The sequence below is a fragment of the Aeromonas bestiarum genome (assembly GCF_000819745.1).
GTDB lineage: Bacteria > Pseudomonadota > Gammaproteobacteria > Enterobacterales > Aeromonadaceae > Aeromonas > Aeromonas bestiarum.
In genome coordinates, this window is record NZ_CDDA01000028.1 from 120,665 (window position 1) to 140,726 (window position 20,062).

Annotated in this window: 17 protein-coding genes; all 17 read right to left on the reverse strand. The window is 44.6% G+C overall.

Translation table 11 applies throughout. The features are described from left to right. Window positions 1-2: 2 nt before the first annotated feature. The 17 genes from BN1118_RS13955 to rfbB all read right to left on the reverse strand — a co-directional run bounded on the left by BN1118_RS13955 (window position 3) and on the right by rfbB (window position 19,723). Window positions 3-1,973 carry a polysaccharide biosynthesis protein gene (locus BN1118_RS13955; RefSeq protein ID WP_043556703.1) on the reverse strand — a complete coding sequence of 657 codons (1,971 nt, stop codon included), beginning with the start codon at window positions 1,971-1,973 and terminating at the stop codon, window positions 3-5. A gap of 60 nt (window positions 1,974-2,033) precedes the next feature. After that, entirely contained in the window at window positions 2,034-2,591 is a 558-nt protein-coding gene (locus BN1118_RS13960; protein ID WP_111587545.1) for a sugar transferase, read from the reverse strand. Continuing rightward, the gene (locus BN1118_RS21265; RefSeq protein ID WP_084214118.1) at window positions 2,585-3,547 is read right to left on the reverse strand and encodes a UDP-glucose 4-epimerase family protein; all 963 of its coding nucleotides are present in this window, start codon (window positions 3,545-3,547) and stop codon (window positions 2,585-2,587) included. Before BN1118_RS21265 ends, BN1118_RS13960 begins: the two co-directional genes overlap by 7 nt. 135 nt (window positions 3,548-3,682) lie before the next feature. Next, window positions 3,683-5,095 carry a phosphomannomutase gene (locus tag BN1118_RS21270; protein WP_156994991.1) on the reverse strand — a complete coding sequence of 471 codons (1,413 nt, stop codon included), beginning with the start codon at window positions 5,093-5,095 and terminating at the stop codon, window positions 3,683-3,685. 19 nt (window positions 5,096-5,114) lie between these two features. Continuing rightward, the gene (locus BN1118_RS21275; protein ID WP_084214122.1) at window positions 5,115-5,858 is read right to left on the reverse strand and encodes a glycosyltransferase family 2 protein; all 744 of its coding nucleotides are present in this window, start codon (window positions 5,856-5,858) and stop codon (window positions 5,115-5,117) included. Then, complete coding sequence (locus tag BN1118_RS13965; RefSeq protein WP_043556705.1) at window positions 5,858-7,264, reverse strand: mannose-1-phosphate guanylyltransferase/mannose-6-phosphate isomerase; 1,407 nt, start codon at window positions 7,262-7,264, stop codon at window positions 5,858-5,860. Before BN1118_RS13965 ends, BN1118_RS21275 begins: the two co-directional genes overlap by 1 nt. A gap of 4 nt (window positions 7,265-7,268) precedes the next feature. Then, window positions 7,269-7,733, reverse strand: a complete 465-nt coding sequence (locus BN1118_RS13970; protein WP_043556708.1) for a GDP-mannose mannosyl hydrolase — start codon at window positions 7,731-7,733, stop codon at window positions 7,269-7,271. A 1-nt stretch (window position 7,734) separates the two neighbouring features. Next, entirely contained in the window at window positions 7,735-8,715 is a 981-nt protein-coding gene (gene fcl / locus BN1118_RS13975; protein WP_043137612.1) for a GDP-L-fucose synthase, read from the reverse strand. Window positions 8,716-8,718: 3 nt separating this feature from the next. Next, complete coding sequence (gmd, locus tag BN1118_RS13980) at window positions 8,719-9,825, reverse strand: GDP-mannose 4,6-dehydratase (RefSeq protein WP_043137615.1); 1,107 nt, start codon at window positions 9,823-9,825, stop codon at window positions 8,719-8,721. Between the two features lie 3 nt (window positions 9,826-9,828). Further along, complete coding sequence (locus BN1118_RS21805; RefSeq protein WP_156994993.1) at window positions 9,829-10,686, reverse strand: hypothetical protein; 858 nt, start codon at window positions 10,684-10,686, stop codon at window positions 9,829-9,831. Next, window positions 10,686-11,423 (reverse strand): glycosyltransferase family 2 protein, encoded by a 738-nt coding sequence (locus BN1118_RS21280; RefSeq protein ID WP_084214124.1) that lies wholly within the window; start codon window positions 11,421-11,423, stop codon window positions 10,686-10,688. Before BN1118_RS21280 ends, BN1118_RS21805 begins: the two co-directional genes overlap by 1 nt. 6 nt (window positions 11,424-11,429) lie before the next feature. Then, on the reverse strand, window positions 11,430-12,617 hold the full coding sequence (locus BN1118_RS13985) for an EpsG family protein (RefSeq protein ID WP_167336110.1): 1,188 nt from the start codon (window positions 12,615-12,617) through the stop codon (window positions 11,430-11,432). Further along, a complete protein-coding gene (locus BN1118_RS13990) occupies window positions 12,586-13,830 on the reverse strand; it encodes a glycosyltransferase (protein ID WP_043134197.1) in 1,245 nt (414 codons plus the stop codon). Before BN1118_RS13990 ends, BN1118_RS13985 begins: the two co-directional genes overlap by 32 nt. Continuing rightward, a complete protein-coding gene (locus tag BN1118_RS13995) occupies window positions 13,827-16,157 on the reverse strand; it encodes a polysaccharide pyruvyl transferase family protein (RefSeq protein ID WP_080741027.1) in 2,331 nt (776 codons plus the stop codon). The genes BN1118_RS13990 and BN1118_RS13995 overlap by 4 nt, the downstream gene beginning before the upstream one ends. A gap of 7 nt (window positions 16,158-16,164) precedes the next feature. Then, entirely contained in the window at window positions 16,165-17,463 is a 1,299-nt protein-coding gene (locus BN1118_RS14000; protein WP_043134199.1) for a flippase, read from the reverse strand. Window positions 17,464-17,526: 63 nt separating this feature from the next. Continuing rightward, complete coding sequence (locus tag BN1118_RS21285; protein ID WP_167336111.1) at window positions 17,527-18,651, reverse strand: acyltransferase family protein; 1,125 nt, start codon at window positions 18,649-18,651, stop codon at window positions 17,527-17,529. A gap of 4 nt (window positions 18,652-18,655) precedes the next feature. Continuing rightward, complete coding sequence (gene rfbB / locus BN1118_RS14005; protein ID WP_052449201.1) at window positions 18,656-19,723, reverse strand: dTDP-glucose 4,6-dehydratase; 1,068 nt, start codon at window positions 19,721-19,723, stop codon at window positions 18,656-18,658. Window positions 19,724-20,062 lie beyond the last annotated feature (339 nt).

The following is a 20,062-nucleotide window of genomic DNA, read 5'->3' on the forward strand; positions in this document are numbered from 1 at the left end:
GTTCAGTATCCATACATAGGCAAATCAGCCTCCGAATTGAGAAATTCAATATCATCATCAATAAGTGCCCGACTCAGTGCTCCCTTAGCTGAACCTTTCGCCTTCCAAACTAGATCACAAATACCATCTGTTGGATTGAATCCAGCGGGAACACTAAGCAACAAACTACGGATCTGCTCGTGAGAAAAATGATGGCAGGCATCATCCAGCTTTACCAAAAATGTGCGCAACTCGGGCCATGGCAGCAACTGTTCAGATGCCTTCATGATCCGAGGGTGAGAGGTACCCTCAACCTGCTCACCAATCAACAGCTCCTCAAATAGTTTTTCCCCCGGCCGTAATCCAGTTATCTTGACCTCGATATCACCACTCGGGTTCTGTTCATTTTTAAGGGTTAAACCACTCAAACGGACCATCCGGTGTGCTAAATCGATAATCTTTACCGGCTCTCCCATATCCAATACAAACACATCCCCACCCAACCCCATGGCCCCAGCCTGAATAACCAATTGTGAAGCTTCAGGAATCGTCATGAAATAACGAATAATATCGGGATGAGTGACTGTCAATGGCCCGCCATCACGGATTTGCTTGCGAAACAGCGGCACCACGGATCCGGAAGATCCAAGCACATTACCAAAACGCACCATACAAAATCTGGTTTGGCTTTGGGCTGCGGCCAAGGCTTGTAATACCAATTCTGCCAACCGTTTAGTTGTACCCATAATGTTAGTTGGGCGAACAGCTTTATCAGTTGATATAAGAACAAAGGTTTCTACCTGAGCACGAATGGCGGCCTGAGCACAATACAAAGTACCAAACACATTGTTGCGTACCCCCTCAACTACATTATATTCAACCAGTGGCACATGCTTATACGCCGCAGCATGATATACTGTTTGAATTTGGAAGGTACTCATCACTGCTTGCAAACGATGTTGACGCTGCACAGAACCAAGTAAAGGTACAATCTCAACTTGTAAATCTTGTGCTCGATTAATTTCGTTAAGCTCTTTGTCTATCGCATACAAGCCGTACTCTGACAGCTCGAATAACACCAATTGGGAAGGTTTACAACAAATAATCTGGCGGCAAAGTTCTGAACCGATTGAACCTCCGGCACCAGTAACCATCACCCGTTTTCCACTGATATTGGCATTGATCAACCCAGGAATAGGATCAACTGGATCGCGTCCCAGCAGATCTTCAATAGAGACTTCTTTGAGCTCATCAATGTGTGCATGCCCAGTCACCAAATCAGCCATGCCCGGAATAGAAAGCACTTCACAAGGAAAATGCTCCAATCGATGAAGGGCCTCTTGGCGGATCGTTCGAGAGGCACTAGGCATAGCAAGCAAAATCTTTTTGATATCAAATCGCTGAATCAGCTCACCAGCCCAATCTGGGCTATAAACATTAATACCCTGGATCACCGTCTTTTGCAAAGTCGGTTCATCATCGATAAACGCAACTGGAAAAAATTCTTTTCCCTGATTTAACGCTACCTGTAACTGCCTACCAGATGCTCCTGCACCATATATCAACACAGCTGTCCGCTGATGTTTACCACCATTGACCAATGCTCTGAAAAATAAGCGTACCCCCCCGACTAACAATACCGCGAAGGAAAAATAGATAACTGACACAGTTCTTGGTAACGGGACCTCCATAAAGAAAGCCAGCATCACCAATGACATGGTGGACATAAACACGCCAAGCGATACAGTCCACAACACCTTGAATCCAACATAACGGAGCACTGCACGATAAAGGCCCAACCGTATAAAAATGATAACGGTCACTGGCAGCAACAGCGCTAACATTTGCCAATGCAAACTACTCTGAAGAGGAATTTTGGCATCTAACCGAACCCAATAACCGCCCCAAAATGCCAGCGACAGCAATAGCGTATCTGCGAGTACGCAGATCATTCTCTTATAAAGACGAGGGATACCCAGAAAATAGGTTAACATAATTACACCATGAAATTAACTACGGTGAAGAAGGATTGCGTGCAGCTACAAAGATAGATGCTATTTCGACCTGACTGCATCGCCAGCACCACTACCGGTGGCAGTCATCATAATATAGCGAAAGTAGTTAGCTAAGGTGAGCGTATCAATCATCTCACGGTCCGTCTTGGCCAACAACTTTGGGGTCGACATATCAATGTTTTTCACTTGTGCAAGCCCGGTAATACCAGGCAACACATTATATACCCCCAAAAAATCTCGCTCAGAAATTAACTCTACTTGATTAAACAAATTAGGACGTGGTCCAACCAAGCTCATCTCACCTTTAAGCACATTGATCAATTGTGGTAATTCATCTATCTTTGTCTTACGCAAAAAAGCACCAAATTTGGTAATAGAGCTAGAACTTGCCAAGTGGCTGGCAACCGATTCCGTACTTACCGCCATAGTACGAAATTTAATCAGGCTAAATGGCTTTTTATGGCGTCCGACACGCTCTTGCACAAAAATAGGTGAGCCTGTATCAAACAGGCCTATCAGGGTAACTATCAATAATACAGGCCAGAGTAATAATAAGCCGAAAAATGCTGCAAAATAATCAAAAAACTTAATCAACATGTTTTATTATCCTCAACGAAACAGCGCCTGAGCCCTTCTTCAACCGAGATAGGTGGCTTCCAACCTAGGGTCTCTTTTGTATGGGTAATATCCACTTGCAGATTACCACAAAGCCGCTCAATCACCGCCTGTTTACCGGTCAATTTTCCCAATAATTTGAGCCAGCCCATCGGCACCGACAGTAACCTTGGCGACTTACCAACAGCCAGTGTCATCATCTTGATCAATTGAGTGGTGGAGACATCTTGATCATCGCTCACTAAAAATGTTTGGTTGGCAGCGTTAGGATGATCAATACAGGTGATAATTAGATCAATTAAATTATCGAGAGCAACTATACTACGTTGATTGTGGATAGCGCCCAATGGCAAAGGCAGATTCTTTTTGGCTATCTCGAGTAATGTTGAAAAATTTCCTTTAACACTTTGGCCATATACTAAGGGTGGACGAATAATTACCAACTCCATGCAATTGTTGATGACCAACCTGCGCAGCCCATCTTCTGCTGCCTGCTTTGAACGACCATAGTTATCCTCTGGCGCCGGGGAACTTGTATGGTTAAATGGCTGCAGACTGCGTGTCGACTCACCGTTAACTTTGATAGAACTGATAAAAATAAAGCGCTTAACACCAGCGATAATAGCCTGATGTGCTAAATTAAGTGCCCCATCAACATTAATATCTTGATAAATATCGCGGCCGTCATGAGTTAAATTACTCATGACATGGGTCTGAGCGGCACAATGAATCACCACATCGATATCACTCAGAGCAGTTGCGTAATCAGCAGCGCCACCAATCTCACCAATAACATGAGTGACATTATGCGCAGTGCCAATTGGCAAACCAGCAGGCGCATGGCGACCATACGTGCGTATTGACAAGCCAGGTTGATGCATTAACTGAGTTAACACTGCACGGCCCACAAAGCCAGTAGCACCAGTTAACAAAATCATAACACACCTCAAGAGTTGAAATAAATGAAAGTGCGAAAAATAACGCGAGATCATTAATTACCGTTAAATTAACTTTATTTAAATCACAATAAAGCATCATTTATATGATTCCGCACAGAATAGCCCATGCAAAAACTAAATATTTTTGATGTTTTTTAAAACCTTAAAAACCAACTCTTGTGCCGTTTCAATATCATTTGCCTCGGCATAACAACGTAACTCTGGTGCATTACCAGATGGGCGCAGGTGAATGATACATGAATCCTTGAACGTAAGACGTAGCCCATCGGTGGAATCGACTCGAGTGACGTGACAATCGGCTAAACCAAGTTGCTCTAATAATACCTGAGGATTATCCATTCCGTTGGCTAAAATCGTTCGGCTACGCTCGGTCAGAAAATTTTGAATACGGTCTGAGTAGGTATAACGCGCGGGCAGTGCTGTAACTAGTGTAGAAATTTTTCCCTTCCCTGTAGCTAATAACATCAAGAAAGGCAATACAGCATCACGTGTTGGCAAGGCGGCAAGCGGTTGACCATTCAGATCAATATCGCTACCCAACAAGAAACCTCCATTGGCTTCAAACCCAGCTACACGCTTATATTCTTTGGCTAAAGTAGAAAACTCAGCAATCACATAAGGGGAACCAATTTTTGTCAGTTTTACCTTATTAAAATGACCACAGCTAGTAACCACGGTATTACTGCTCACTGGAATCGCCAACGCTTCTATATCCAAGGCATTGGCACACAACAAACCCAAAATATCACCACGTAGCCATTCACCATTTTCATCGGCGACCAACGGTCGATCACCATCGCCATCGGTTGAGAAGATAGCATCTAGTTGATACTCAACAGACCAGCGACGAGCTCTGGCTTTATCTTCCTCACCAACAGCTTCGGTATCAATCGGTACAAACTGGTCACTACGCCCAATCCGAATAACCTCAGCTCCCAAAGACTCAAATAAAGGTGCATATAATTCACGGCCCGCGCTAGAGTGCTCATAAACACCTATCCGCTTACCTGCCAATAAATCAGTAGTAAATAAAGATCGATACCGCGAGCAATACGTCTCCCCCGCCCGTGAGCTAGCGATTAATTGTGGGAGCGGTGGCAATGGTGAAAACTGAACCTCTGCTGACAAGATCGCCAGTTCATCGAGTTTAGTTATTTCACCATCTGGTCGATAGAATTTCAAACCGTTGCGATCAAATGGAATATGGCTTCCGGTTACCATGATACATGGCATTTTATCCTGCATCGCCTGATAGGCCAGAGCTGGTGTCGGAACCACACCATAATATACTGGATCAATTCCCACTTGCAGCATAGCTGCGGCACAGGCTTGTGCCATAGCCAAGCTACTTGGTCGGTTATCGATGGCCAATGCCATCTGATGAACATCGAATTCACGACGTATTACAGTAATAAATGCATGCACAAAGGCTGCGCATACCTCAGGGGTAAAATCCACAACAAGGCCGCGTGCACCACTGGTGCCAAAGGCAACATGACTATCGGCGATCACTCGCTTAGTATTCATAATACTCGGCTCAATTAATTTAGTTAAAATATTGGTGTATTTTTGTCAATCGCTTCATTAATAATGCCAATGGAAAAAACACCCCATTGCTACGCATAATTTTCACTTCTTCTTTTATTTTTCTCTTAACATTTCGTAGTGAATTATTACTCGCTCCCCCTACCCGCATTTTAATAACAACTTGTGGTAAGTAAGCTGCCTTTAATTCCCCACTATTAAAATAGCGTAATATAGAGTCATAATCAGAAGCAATGTTAAAATTAAGATCAAACCCCCCCCACTTTTCATACATAGCTTTAGTCATATAAAAAGTTGGGTGCGCCGGCATCCAACCAAACTGTAACTTCACTGGTTTAAAATAACCACTCACCCAATGTCGAATAACTTTTCTGGTATCGTATTTATCTACATAGTCAAGATCGGCATACACTGCATTATAATTTCCGGCGACGAAAGCCGATACTAGTTTCTCAACGGAATCAGGAGCAGAAAATAGATCATCTGAATGCAAAAAACCGACAATGTCCCCAGTTGCAGCAGCGATTCCCTTGTTTAGCGCATCATATATCCCACGATCTGGTTCAGAAATGATCATACTGACTCTGCTGGATTTTTTTTGGATAATTTCAAGAGTATTATCCTGCGAAGCACCATCAACAATAATATACTCTATATTAGGGTAAGTTTGGCATTCTAATGAGGACAATGTATCACAAATCGTCGCAGCACTATTAAAAGTAGCAGTAATAATACTGACCTTCATCAATATCCAACCCCTGTTGATGGCAACCGTACAATATCATCCTCTGCCAGATAAACACCTGTTCTCACTTCAATCATCTCCAACGGGATCTTTCCTGGATTTTCGATAGCATGAGCAACCCCGACAGGAATGTAAGTAGATTCATTCTCAGACACAATATAGGATTCATCACCACGGGTAACTCGTGCGGTACCGGAGACAATCACCCAATGCTCGGCACGGTGATAATGAATCTGTAATGCGGTTTTTTGTCCGGGCTTCACCATAACCTGTTTGACGTGATAACGCTGACCATCAGCAATCGCATCGTGGCTACCCCAGGGGCGAAATACCTCGCGATGTTGCAACTGCTCAGGGCGGTTTACTTGCTTGAGTTGCGCAACAATGCCTTTAACCTCTTGTACCTTGTCTTTATGTGCCACCAACACGGCATCTTTTGTCTCAACTACCACTAAATCAGACACCCCAACCGTGGCGATCAAGCGATGTTGGGAGTAAATCAGACTATTTTCAGTTGACTCAGTCAGTACATCACCGCGCAATACATTGCCTCGCTCATCTTTATCGCTTACCTCCCAAAGTGCCGACCAAGAGCCGACATCACTCCAGCTTGCATCAAGTGGCATTACTACGGCATTGGCGGTTTTTTCCATCACTGCATAATCGATCGAGTCATCCGGACAAGCCGCGAATGCTATAGGGTCGAGCCGAATAAAGTCGAGATCATCCTGCGCCAGTTGCAATGACTGCTGACACGCCTGAACCATCTGCGGACAGTGTTGTTCCAACTCTTGTAAATAGACCGACGCTTTGAACAAAAACATGCCGCTATTCCACAGGTAACGACCATCAACTAGATATTGTTCTGCCAATTCTAGGCTTGGTTTCTCGACAAATGCCTTCACCATAGTAGCGCCTTGTCCGGCATCCACACCTTGCTGGATATAACCATAACCGGTCTCTGCCTCTGTTGGCACAATACCAAACGTGACCAGTTTCCCCTGCTCTGCCAATGGTATGGCAGCCTGTACCGCCGCACAAAATACGTCGGGCCGCCCAATCATATGATCCGCCGCCAGCACCAGCAGTAAAGGGTCATTACCTTTGGCTGTTGCATGCAACGCTGCAACGGCAACTGCCGGTGCGGTGTTACGGCCAACCGGTTCCAACGCAATGCTGCCATGGGTCAGATTGGCCTTTCGCAACTGCTCCGCCACGATAAAGCGATGCTCCTGATTACAGATAATGAAGGCAGGCTGATGAGCCAACGGTGCAATGCGCAGCAGGGTCTCTTGCAACATGGTGGCATCACTGGTGAGAGACAAAAACTGCTTGGGGAAAAGGGTTCGAGACAAAGGCCATAGTCGGGTGCCAGAACCACCAGCCATCACAACAGGCAATAACATAGCGTTACATCCTTTCTGTAAAATAATCTTTGGTGTGCTGATGCACATCTTTTGCAGCAAGTAGCTCAACCGTGTCAAACCAACGATACGCATCGTGCTGTTCTATTGGTAATTTCATGACGAGCTCATCGACGACAAGCTGATAACCAAGCACCACATAATGGGTTGAGAAATCACCGCCGGCAAAATTGTCGGGGTAAAAATGCTGATATGCGCCCAAGAAACTGGCTCCCGTCAGTGGCATACTTACCCCCAACTCTTCAGCAGTTAAGCGTAAAAAGGCTACATCAAATGGTTCATCTTTTCTGATCCGTCCACCCGGTACAAACCAATAGCCTTGCGCAGGGCGATTAAGGCGCTGCCCCAGCAGCGCCTTGCCATCACGATTCAACACGATCAAGTCGATCGAAACCAAAGGAGTATGGGCAACGATCGTCTTGAATAGCGGTAAATCCAGTTTCTTACTCATGTTATGACCTGAATTGATCCTGACTGGCCAAAAACCACTGATAAGTCATCGTCAAACCAGCTTCCAGGTCATGGCGATAACGCCAACCAAGATCGGCAAGACGGCTGACATCCATCAGCTTGCGTGGTGTTCCATCGGGTTTAGTGGCATCAAATACCACCTGGCCGGTAAAACCAACCACCTTGGCCATTGTTTCTGCCAGCTCGCGGATAGTGCAATCAACCCCAGTACCCACATTGATGTGAGAGAGCATCGGCTGGGTATTGGCCTGATACACATCGTCAGAGAGCTCCATTACATGAATGCTGGCAGCCGCCATATCATCAACATGCAAAAACTCACGCATTGGGGTTCCACTGCCCCATACCACCACTTCACCGTCACCATTTAGCTTGGCTTCATGGAAACGGCGCAGCAGTGCCGGGATCACATGGGAGTTTTCCGGATGGAAGTTGTCGTTCTCACCATACAAATTAGTAGGCATGACGCTGCGGTAATCACGCCCATATTGGCGATTAAAAGATTCACACAGTTTGATGCCTGCGATCTTGGCGATAGCATAAGGCTCGTTTGTTGGCTCAAGAGTTCCCGTCAGTAGTGCCGCTTCTGTCATCGGCTGTTCAGCTAACTTGGGATAAATACAGGATGAACCCAAAAATAATAACTTTTGCACACCAGCCTGATGAGCCGAATTGATGATGTTGCACTCCATCACCAAGTTCTCAAAAATAAACTCTGCTGGATAAGCGTTATTGGCGTGGATACCGCCCACTTTGGCCGCAGCCAAGTAGATCTCATCGATCGCTTCATTCGCAAAGAAATGCTCGACCGCCTCCTGGCGAGTCAAATCCAACTCACGGTGGGTGCGCACAACAAGCTCCACATCGTCACGAAGGATCAGCTGACGGCAGATGGCCGAACCGACCATCCCCCGATGGCCCGCCACAAACACCCGTTTTGTAGTGGTGTCCTTTACGGTCATAAATCAATTCTCCAGTGAAATTGCCACATCAAAGCCATTGGCCTTGAGCAAAGCATGTTGTTTGGCTTGCTGCAGATCATTGGCAACCATTTCGGCACACATCTCTTCAACCGTGATCTCGGGTACCCAGCCCAATTTAGCCTTGGCCTTGGCAGGGTCTCCCAGCAAGGTTTCTACTTCTGCCGGACGGAAATAACGTGGATCAACACGCACAATCACGTCCCCCACGTTGACAGCGGGAGCATTGGAGCCATTGACCGCCGACACTGTAGCAATCTCATCAATACCTTCGCCGCTGAACTCAAGTTCAATCCCGGCCTCTTTGGCTGACATCCGGACAAACTCGCGAACGGAGATCTGCTTGCCGGTGGCAATAACAAAATCTTCCGCCGACGCCTGTTGCAGCATCATCCACTGCATCCGCACATAATCCTTGGCATGGCCCCAATCACGCAACGAGTCCATATTGCCCAAATAAAGGCACTGCTCTATGCCCTGGGCAATATTGGAAATGGCACGAGTGATCTTGCGGGTCACAAAAGTCTCACCACGACGGGGGGACTCATGGTTAAAGAGGATGCCGTTACAGGCATACATGCCATAGGACTCGCGGTAGTTAACGGTGATCCAGTAGGCATACATCTTGGCCACAGCATAGGGAGAGCGGGGATAGAAAGGAGTTGTCTCCCGCTGCGGGATCTCTTGTACCAGACCATAAAGCTCAGAAGTAGATGCCTGATAGAAACGAGTCTTCTTTTCCAGCCCATTGATGCGGATCGCCTCCAGCAGACGCAACGTCCCCAGTGCATCTACATCGGCGGTATACTCCGGTGATTCAAAAGAGACTGCGACATGGGACATAGCCGCTAGATTATAAATCTCATCCGGTTGAATCTCTTTCACTAGACGAATAATATTTGAGCTGTCTGACAGATCACCATAGTGCAACGTAATATTGTTGTCACTATTACATAATTGGTCAATACGCGTTGTGTTATAAGAAGAAGCACGACGAATCAAGCCGTGCACTTTATAACCTTTTTCTGCCAACAGCTCAGCTAAATAAGACCCATCTTGACCGGTGATACCGGTGATTAGTGCTACTTTCATGAATTAAATACCTCTGTCAAAAAAACCTATAAATCTTTGCCTCAAAATTCTATACGAATTAGGCTTACCTAATAAACAACGCATGACTGCATTACCTAAAAACAAAAAAAAATCTCGATACAATAAGAATGAAGGATGCTGTTTTAACAAAACTCTAAACATTTTCCCTTGACCTTTTGCATAGGTTAAGTGTTTTTCATAACTCGCTGATCTTGCTGGATGATAAACATAGGCTGCACTTGCTTCTAATACACGAATGTAATTTTTTTTACTAAAATACTCAAATAAAAAAAGAACATCCTCACCACTTTTGAAACGAGTTAATTGACCTGGCCCAAAATTTTCATCAAACCTTATCAAACCAATGTCTGAAACTTTGAAGAGATATGACCAAACATATGTATCATATATTGGATTTATCTTTTTAAGATCACCATTAATAAAGGTTTTGTTAAAACTGACATTAGTTCTGTCACAATCAGAAAATCTAACTTTTATCTTGGGGTTATGATACCGATTACATGCAATAAAGTCAGCACTTTCCATAGGCCAGTAGATAGAGGCATCATGAAATAGAATAAACTCTGCACCTACAAAAATTGCTTTTTCAATACATATATTTCTAGCTCTTGATATCCCCATAAATTCAGTTTCAAAGACACTAACATAATTAGGTAAGTCAGCATATGAAGTCTTTGATTTTTTATCACCTTGTACAACAAGGAAAATCAAGACCTGATTACCCCAAGCTTGAGCGATGTGTTCAAATGAACTTTTTAACGAATTTTGATGGCGTAACCAATCATTCTTCGTAACGCAGACACCAACGAATAGAGTAGTCTGAAAGCATATACCGCTCATTAATTTGACCTTGTTAGGAAGTTTTTTACAGAATGATATGGCCATGCAATTAAGCCTCGGCTGCTCAGCAGCATCTTCTGTAAAATATTAAAGTCGGATTGCCATACTGCGTGTAGCCTTTCTTTCCACATCCACGATTTATTATGTGCTTGGGAACTAACGCCGGTTGTATCAAAATTTGCAATGCAAAGATCCAACGCCTTCGGCTTAAGATTCTTCCACACACAAAGAAGATGAGCATAATCTGCACAAAAGCGATAACGAGTATTATATGTCTGCTTGAACAGAGAACGGTGGTAAATCATGCTCTGATGGTTCAACATATGAGAAATCAAGAATGACAATGAACACTCTTGTTCCTGAATTATCCCATCGGTACGATAACCGCCATAGAATAAATTGACATTGCCGGATATAGTATTAATTTCCTTTAGCAGTACACTTAATACATTTTCATTATCTAATGTATCACCAGCGTTCAGAAAATAGATCCAGTTTCCTTTGGCAAGACTAATACCTTTGTTCATTGCATCATAAATGCCATTGTCTCTTTCACTCACCCATGAACTAATAAAAGATACGTAATCATTAATAACCTTGACTGTATCGGGACCAGAGCCACCATCCACAACAACAAACTCAATAGAATGGCGGGGTAGTTTCTGAGAACTTACTGATTTTATAGTTTTTTCTAAACCAGCAGGGTCATTATAAACAACTGTAATTATAGATATCATAAATGGTTAAATACTTCGCTGAAAATAAAAAAATATTGCGTCAATTGGATTAAAGAAATCAAGGCTACCATTGATAACAAATGAATATATATTACCATCCGATATCAACATAACCATAAGTTTGACTGCTGACAACGCAAATAAAATAAAAAGAACCCATCTATACCTGACAGAAAGTGGTGCGGTCATCATAATCAGCACAGGACTCAATAATAAAACATAACGATTAGCTATGTCAGCAAGAAAAGGAAACAATGCGATTATATATATAGCAATCAAGAAAAAAAATAAATAACGAGTAATTAAAAGTAATTGATTGTTATTTTTTGATAGATGAAATAGCATAAAAAACAATATTGAATAGATGAGAGACTTTAGTGGATTGTAATTTAAATTATCTACTGATGAGTATGCAAAAAACTTTGCAGTGATGGGCTCCCAAAGAAGATAGCTCAATGAAAATACGGTTATTAACAACATTAATATGTTGGACGGTTTGATTTTTTTAACAAGTAGTTCAATTGCTATAAATACAGGAATGATGAGTAGATGAGACAAACATGCTAATACTAGCAAAAAGTAGCGCCATCTAGACTCAAAAAGAACAATATATAATATGAAAAAACTGAGGGCCCACGCCTGTCTATATAAATGAAAGAATGTATAGGGCACCGTATATGAAAAGAAACAGATACCAATAAATAGGATGACAAATGAAAAGCGGCTACTTATTTTTTCAGCAAGAAATATTAATGAAAAGACCCATACAAGCGCCTGTATAAATATAATGACATTTACATCCAACCCCAGTTGGGTTTCCACCCACCATATCAGCCGAGGAACAGGCTCAATGCTAAATATGTCTCTCTGAGTAATTAATGCATCAGAAATATCTAAGTTCAGCATCTCCCTAATAAATGGGATATATCTTACCGTGTCATCACCATTACTTTCACCAAATCTTACATAATACTCTCTATTGACAATGAGTATTGTATAAACAAAGGCATATATATATAATAATTTTTTATTTATCGAAACAAAAAAATTTAACAGCGCGACAGTAAATAGTGATAACAATGGGTTTAAAAACAAAACAACCACTAATAAAAAATAGTTTATAATGCTAACTGAATTTTCTTTGTTTTTCGAAGGTGAGTCATTATCTAACTCGGTTTGAGTTGTATATCTCACTGTATTTCTCAACTATTGGTTCAAAAGAACGGGTTAAATAGCTAGCATTATGTATCTTGCTCTTTCTATTTGAGTCGACTTTATCTAATTGAACTGAAATAGCATTAGCCAAATCAGACTCATGGATATTATTGCAGCACTCACCATATAGCGCATTGGGAATGAGGTCGATCATTCCACCGATTTTGAAAGCTACGCAAGGAGTGCCGCAAGACAGCGACTCGACCAAGGTATTAGGGAGATTATCTTGCAATGAAGGGGCAACAAATAGATCTGCAGCATTATAGAGCAGGCAGAGGCTGATATCGTCGTGCAGACGCCCCATATAGTGGGTCTTGATCCCCGTAACTTGTTCGGCATCCCCCCGGCTAGCGCCAAACACCACCAGTTCGATCTGCTTCGCCTTGCCCTCTGCACTCAAATGCTGCAGCGCGGAGATCAGCAGGTGATAACCCTTGCGCGGATCCGAGGTGCTCGACATGGCGCCAAACAGCAACAACTGCTTGTCTTGTGGCAATCCCAGCGCTTCACGGGCCAGTTCCCGAGACAGCGGGCGATACTGGGTGTGATCGATACAGTTGCTGATCACCGACACAGGCAAGCCGGCAAACAGACTACTTTGCCGAACGCAGTCGGCCAGCCAGTTGCTGGGTGTCACAATCTGAAATGGCTTGCCAGCCCATGCCTTTTGCTTGCGCCTAAATATCCAGCGATCGAGATCCAGTCCATTGTGCTGGGGATGACGACTCTCACGGCTATATCCTGTGCGATAACGCTCCGACGGTTTTTCATCGTCGTAGTGCTCGGCCCCGCTAAAGGCCCACATATCATGCAGTGTCCAGACCACTGGCTGACGAATTCGACCGATTTCCTTCACTGACAGCATCTCTCCCCCCAACCAGTGCAGGTTGACCATATCGGGGGACAATTTGTCTATTTCACGTAGCAGGCCGGATGGAAACAGGTTGAGTGAGTGATGCACCGAATTGGGGCTTTTCTGCCAGCGCAGAAGCAGGCGGCTCAATGCAGAGACCAGCTTGATCCGCAATTGCTTTAAACCGGAGACGGTATGCACGAAGGGATCATCCGAGCACTTGTTGATCACCAGCATCTGGCTGTCGAGGCCCTGGCTGCGCTGGGCCTGATGCAAGCGAAAAGCGGCGCGTGCGGCACCACCATCCAGGTCGCTATAGCAAATATGCAGGATCCTCATGCCTCTGCCTCCTGCAATTTTGCCAACAAGGCAGGGACAAAACTGAGCTGTTCCATAGTGATGGGCATGGCAGGAGCTGCATCGAGCGCACTTTCTAGCGCACTCACCAATTCATCAACCTTGAGATCTGTCATGCCCAGCAGGGGTGCGCCAAAGCGCTCGGCCAAAGAACGGACCTTGCCCTTGCCCAGGGTGTAGTCCATGCCAACCGAGTTAACCCCCAATCCTAGGCCAAACACCAAAGAGTGGAAACGCATGGCCAGCAACGCATCGGCGGCTCTGAATGCCTCACAATAAGGCAATGGCGCCATCTCTGGCCCCAGCAATGAGTAGTCAAGGGCTGCCTCCAGCTCAGGCTGCTGACGGAACAAGCGGCGGTAGAACCAGCGGTCGTCCGACCCGAAGTGATTGGTGCACATAGGCAGTGGCCTGATCACCAGATTAGGACGTTTGGCAGCCAGCTGGATAAGGGCATCCACCACGACCCGCTCATAATTGTCACGAATGGCCAACGCCTGAACAAGCGGGATATGGCGAGCATACTCCTGATAGGGGAAGTCACGTAGTCCCAACAACAAGATTGGGCGCTCGGGATCTGGCATCTTGCTGGGCAGTTGCTCGGCGATGCTGGCCAACCAGGTAAAGGCGGGATCTTCTGCCACCGGATCTCGCGCTGCATCAACACCAATTTGCTGCGCATAGTCGCGTGAACGTGCATCCCGGTAGACCCTGATATCAGCCAATCGCAAAATGGTGGCAATGCTGTCATTGTGCCAAGTATCCCCAAGTGGTCCGACCCCACAGCCAGCCACTATGGTGCAAGCTCTCCCCTGCTTCGCGCGCTCAAAGATGGCTTGCATGGGAGCCAGAGAATCAATCGCCATCAAGGGACCGCCACCGAACACCACAAAATCCATATGGCGGGCAAGCCCCACCCCCTCTTCTGGTGTCACTATGCGGGTATTACGAAACTCCGGCATCTGGCGACGAGTCATCTCACTGATATAGGGATTGAGAGCTACGACGACAAACCGGGTCTCTTCCCCAAGCTGACGCCTCAACGCATGCATCACCCCGCCGATAATTCCCTTATCTCCCAGGGTCTCGGTACCATACCAACCACAGATAATCACTTGCTTGCCTGCTGCGGACACCTGCGGGCGATCGCTCTGAGCTTGATAATACTGAAGCTGTTTACTGTAGCCATGACGTTGGCGATAACGATTGAGCGTTGTAAACCCTGGCACCCGGCGCAACTTGTCTTTAAGGCCAATACGCTCCTCAATGCGCGCCATCATTATCCGGCGATAAACGGCTGGACTGGGCAGGCCTACATAGTCATGGTGGCAGTTGGCACACTCGTTAGCGAGGATCTCGTGCAAATGGGCCTGGTTGCCAAAATACGCCTGCATAGGGTCCCCATCGGCAATATTGCTCATCAGGGCTTTACTTTTAACCGCACAATAAGCGAGCTCTCCTTTGGCGGTAATCGTGGCCCCACGATGCTGCCAGTCACATCCCGCCGCTCGCGGTTTGTTGTATAGAACCTGATCAATCAGTGAGCGATAGAAGAAACGCTGCAGCGGACTTGGCTCGTAATACTTTATGAGCCCTTCAAGAAACTCAACAAACTCATATTTTTCTTCAAAAGTTAACGCATATGGGTCTAACAGATTTTCTGTATATAGCCGCTGATGGGGAACCCCCTGCCGATACTTGATATAAAGCCCGCGACTGACGCAAAACTCGAATAAATCGGCCAGATGAAAGACATTCTCCCGAATGACGGTGCAACCAATTCTAACGTTGTCTACCCCATCAAAATCGCTGAGAAATGCCAATACTTTCTTGGCATTTTCAAAATTTCCACTGCGACCACGCACGCGGTCATGTACATCTCCGAAGCCATCCAGCGATATCATTACATCGAAATGCTTGCCACGGGATCTGACAAGACGCCCCATTTTTTCGATCTGCTCGATCACTTGCAGATATTTGTAAGCATTGGTAATAAGAGATACATTTTTAAGATTAGGCAGCTGATCGAGCACCACCTCAACCAACTCAATCAAGTCATCACGCAAGGTGGGCTCACCACCGTTAAAGCCAATTCCTTCAACGCGGCTGAATAGCTCGCTGCTCAACCCTTTGCGCAGCTCCTCAACCGTAATGTCATGGCTTTTCTTGTTCTCCCAGATACGGCACATCTGGCAACGAGAATTGCAAGTATCAATGACCGGAAACTGAATTACTAAAGGTTTTTCCAATGCAGTGCCATGTCTAAAAAGCGAGTGGCGCAGGTGTTGATAAATAGATTTAAGCTTCATGATTAAATTATTTCCAGTCACGGACAAAGTGATAAAGATGAGTAGGTAAAAATGCACTAGTCTTGAGCCAGAACATAGGTCTGAGCTGGGGATGCAGTAGATCGAAGAAATAAAATGCGGCCCCTAGCCCTGCAACGGTTGCAATGGCAGAGCCAGTAACGCCATAGAGAGGGATCAACATCCAGTTTGTTATTGCACTCACCGCCAGCCCAAATAGATTACGCTGCAAATTTAATTTTAGCTTGCGTTCTGCCACTAACCAAGAACCGGAGGTAATACCCATGCACAGGAAAATCCCCCCCCAAGTGTGCAACACGATGACGTTGGCACTCTCGGCATAATTCGGACCGAATAGCAAAGCGACTATCCAGTCTGCTGTCAGACTGAAAAACAGCGCAACGGCAACGGAAAGCATGACCAAAAAAGACATCAACGCCCGGATACCTTCAAAATAGCGCTCATAGGAAGAGCTGCGTAACGACACCAGCTTTGGAAACGTCGTTGCGATGATTACCGATGGTAAAAAGTACCATGCTTCAGTAATCCGAGTCGCAGCAGAGTATATCCCGACACTGGCATCACCAGATAACCATTGAAGCAATATCTGATCAAGGCGCATAAACAGTATCGCACCAAACCCCGCAATGATTTCTGGCCAAGATTCCATAACCAACTCAATGCCTCGTCGCACTTGGACCTGCTGGGGTTGTAACTCCAGATGACGCCTGCGGACAAAAACGAAATAAAAAAGCACCGCGACTAGAAAATACTCTATCATCACCAACCAGACAAATTCTTCTAGTCCTCCACCGAGTAAAATGACTCCAATTTTGAGCAATGATGTAACTAGAAATGTGGCAAGACGACAAAGGCTGATTATTTTGAAATCTGAGATCCCTTGAGCGTAAAAATCAAACACGTCAAAAGATATGAAAAAGAGCGAAGCAAAAATTATGGTGACGAATAATATATTTTCAGGCCAGAACAGCGCACTAGCAGCAACTACTACAAGCCACAGAATAAAGGATACGGCAAGTCTCAAATAAAATGCTGTCAAGACAGTGCTGTGACAAAAAAATCTATCTTCAATGTTGTTAGCAACCTCCCGTACAATGATACGATTTAGACCAAGTGAACTGAGCACCGATGCTATCGTCAGAAGTGAAATTAAATAATTAAGTTCACCAAAACCGTCCGGACCAAGGCTGCGGGCCATTAGGCTACTGACCATAACTCCTATAAACAGTCGGCTCCCTTTCTCTAGCATCATCCAGAGAGTACTTTTTAGTATATGATTCGCCAACATTAATTATAACAACCTATTATATTTTGAGTATCATTCCGTACATACGAGAGAATTGAATTTGTCTCACACATTGCTTGCCTGAATATCTATAGATCTACCAACTGAGATATGTGAGCACCACTTTCTTGCTAAATTTTGAAGTGGTTTCTCTATCCATTCGTACATGCATTTAGATAAGATGAAACATATTATAAAAGCTACTATAACCGACAGTTCAAAACTCCACTTATTAACATGACAGATAGCAAGAACAAAACAGCCAACTGGAAGATGGATAAGATATAATGAGTAACTTATGTCAGAAAAAAATGAACCGACTTTAGTTCTAGAATAATATAATTGACTAGAAATTATAAATATACACAAAGCAATTGCGTATGTATATATCAATGGGTAATTCACCTTCCCAGACTCGATGGAAAAAAACCTTCCTGGATACAAATAATCATAAAAATAAGAGAAAAAAACAAAATTTAAAACACCAAGCATCAAATATTTGCTTTTATCTTTTTCACTTCTAACCCCAAAGTAATAAACTCTACCAATCAACAGTATAAATATATACACCAGTAAATATGCAGTCTCTTTCAATAGCTGGGAATAGGGAGAGAATAAAATAGTCAATGATGTGATTAAACAGAACAAATATGTAGAAGTTAATGCATTTTTCTTAGTCGGCATAAGAAAAATGGCCGTGAGCACATAGAAAATAATTTCAATAGCGAGCGTCCATGTCACACTCAAGGCAGCCGGCATTCCAAGCGGAATGTTCAATAGCAGGAAGGAATATATGTACTGCTCAACCGTCCTTTCTCCTGTGCCAAGAGGAAGCATTAGCCCAAAATAAACACACAGTGAAACAATGCCAGCGGTAATAAGCAGAGCAATAAAGAGTGTCGGGAATATTCTTAGCACTCTCTTTATAATAAATTCTTTAGTAGTCTCCGACAATGAAACATGTGTAATAACATATCCACTTATAAGAAAAAATAAAACAACTCCAAGATGCCCCCCATTTTGATATAAATGAAAAGGTTTGACAATTGTATTTTCCCAATAGTATTGATATGGTGACTCAAGTTTATTAGCGTTTAGCCACCAACCGACTAGATGTGACCATACAACCAATAGAGCGGCAAATCCTCGTAACAATGAGATAAACTGAAAAAACTCTTTTTTTTCTGTCATTCTATTAATTCTCGATAAATTCATTGACCAAGTTTGACTTGCCCATATACCACTGTACCGTCTTGCGGAGACCGCTTTCAAAGCTTTCTTGTGGGTTCCAATTCAGCTCATTGCTCATTTTGCTCGCGTCGATGGCGTAACGACGATCGTGGCCAGGACGATCTGTCACATAGGTAATTTGATCTCGGTAGCTTCTGCCTTTTCCCCCACGGGGCGAAGGCGGTAAAGGCGCCATTTCATCTAGTAGATCACAAATGGTATGTACCACATCAAGATTCTGCTTTTCGTTGTAACCACCTATGTTGTACGTCTCACCGATAATGCCACTGGTCACCACTGTGTAGAGGGCGCGGGCATGATCTTCTACGTAGAGCCAATCACGGATCTGGTCACCCTTGCCATAAACCGGCAGTGACTTGCTATCTAGGGCATTCAAGATCACCAGCGGAATCAACTTTTCTTGATATTGATAGGGACCATAGTTGTTGGAGCAGTTAGTCACCAGTATAGGTAAACCATAAGTACGGTACCAAGCGCGAACCAAGTGATCACTGGATGCCTTGGAAGCAGAATAGGGGCTGCTCGGAGCATAGGGAGTGGTCTCGGTAAACAACGGCAACGGCTCTTCACTACTTACCTCATCAGGGTGAGGCAGATCGCCATACACCTCATCGGTAGAGATATGGTGGAAACGGAAAGCCGCCTTGCGCGTCTCGTCCAGATCGTTCCAATAGGCACGGGCAGCTTCCAGCAACACATAGGTGCCAACAATATTGGTTTTGATGAAATCAGCGGGCCCTGTGATGGAGCGATCGACGTGGCTTTCAGCCGCCAGGTGCATCACGGCATCCGGTTGATGCAGAGCAAACACCCGATCCAGTTCACCACGGTTGCAAATATCTACCAGCTCAAAGGCATAACGAGCACTCGCTGCCACATCAGCCAGCGATTCCAGGTTACCTGCATAAGTGAGTTTATCGAGGTTGATGACTGAATCCTGGGTATGCCCAATGATATGACGAACAACCGCCGACCCGATAAAGCCAGCGCCACCAGTGACAAGGATTTTCATATGTATGCTATTGAAATTAAAATGAAAAATGAAAAACCATACCGTTTTCGGCAATGAGGTGAGAGACAAGAATAAGCATGTCTGACCGGCAGATTTCTGACTATCAACGGAAAAAATGCAATGGCTACCGCCCCTGAGTTACAGCTCCCAGTTCGCTGCTTTTAACCAGATTGAGTGTGCTGTTGGCCATAGTGCCCTCCAGCTTGCGGCGTAGCGGCAGATATCTTGGCCACGACTTGCTTATGACAGTCCAATGATAAGTTGACTTTTTAACCTATCTTACTGAGCTATTCCATTTCAACAATGAGGCAGAATTCTAACGCCTTTAGCGACCTGTTG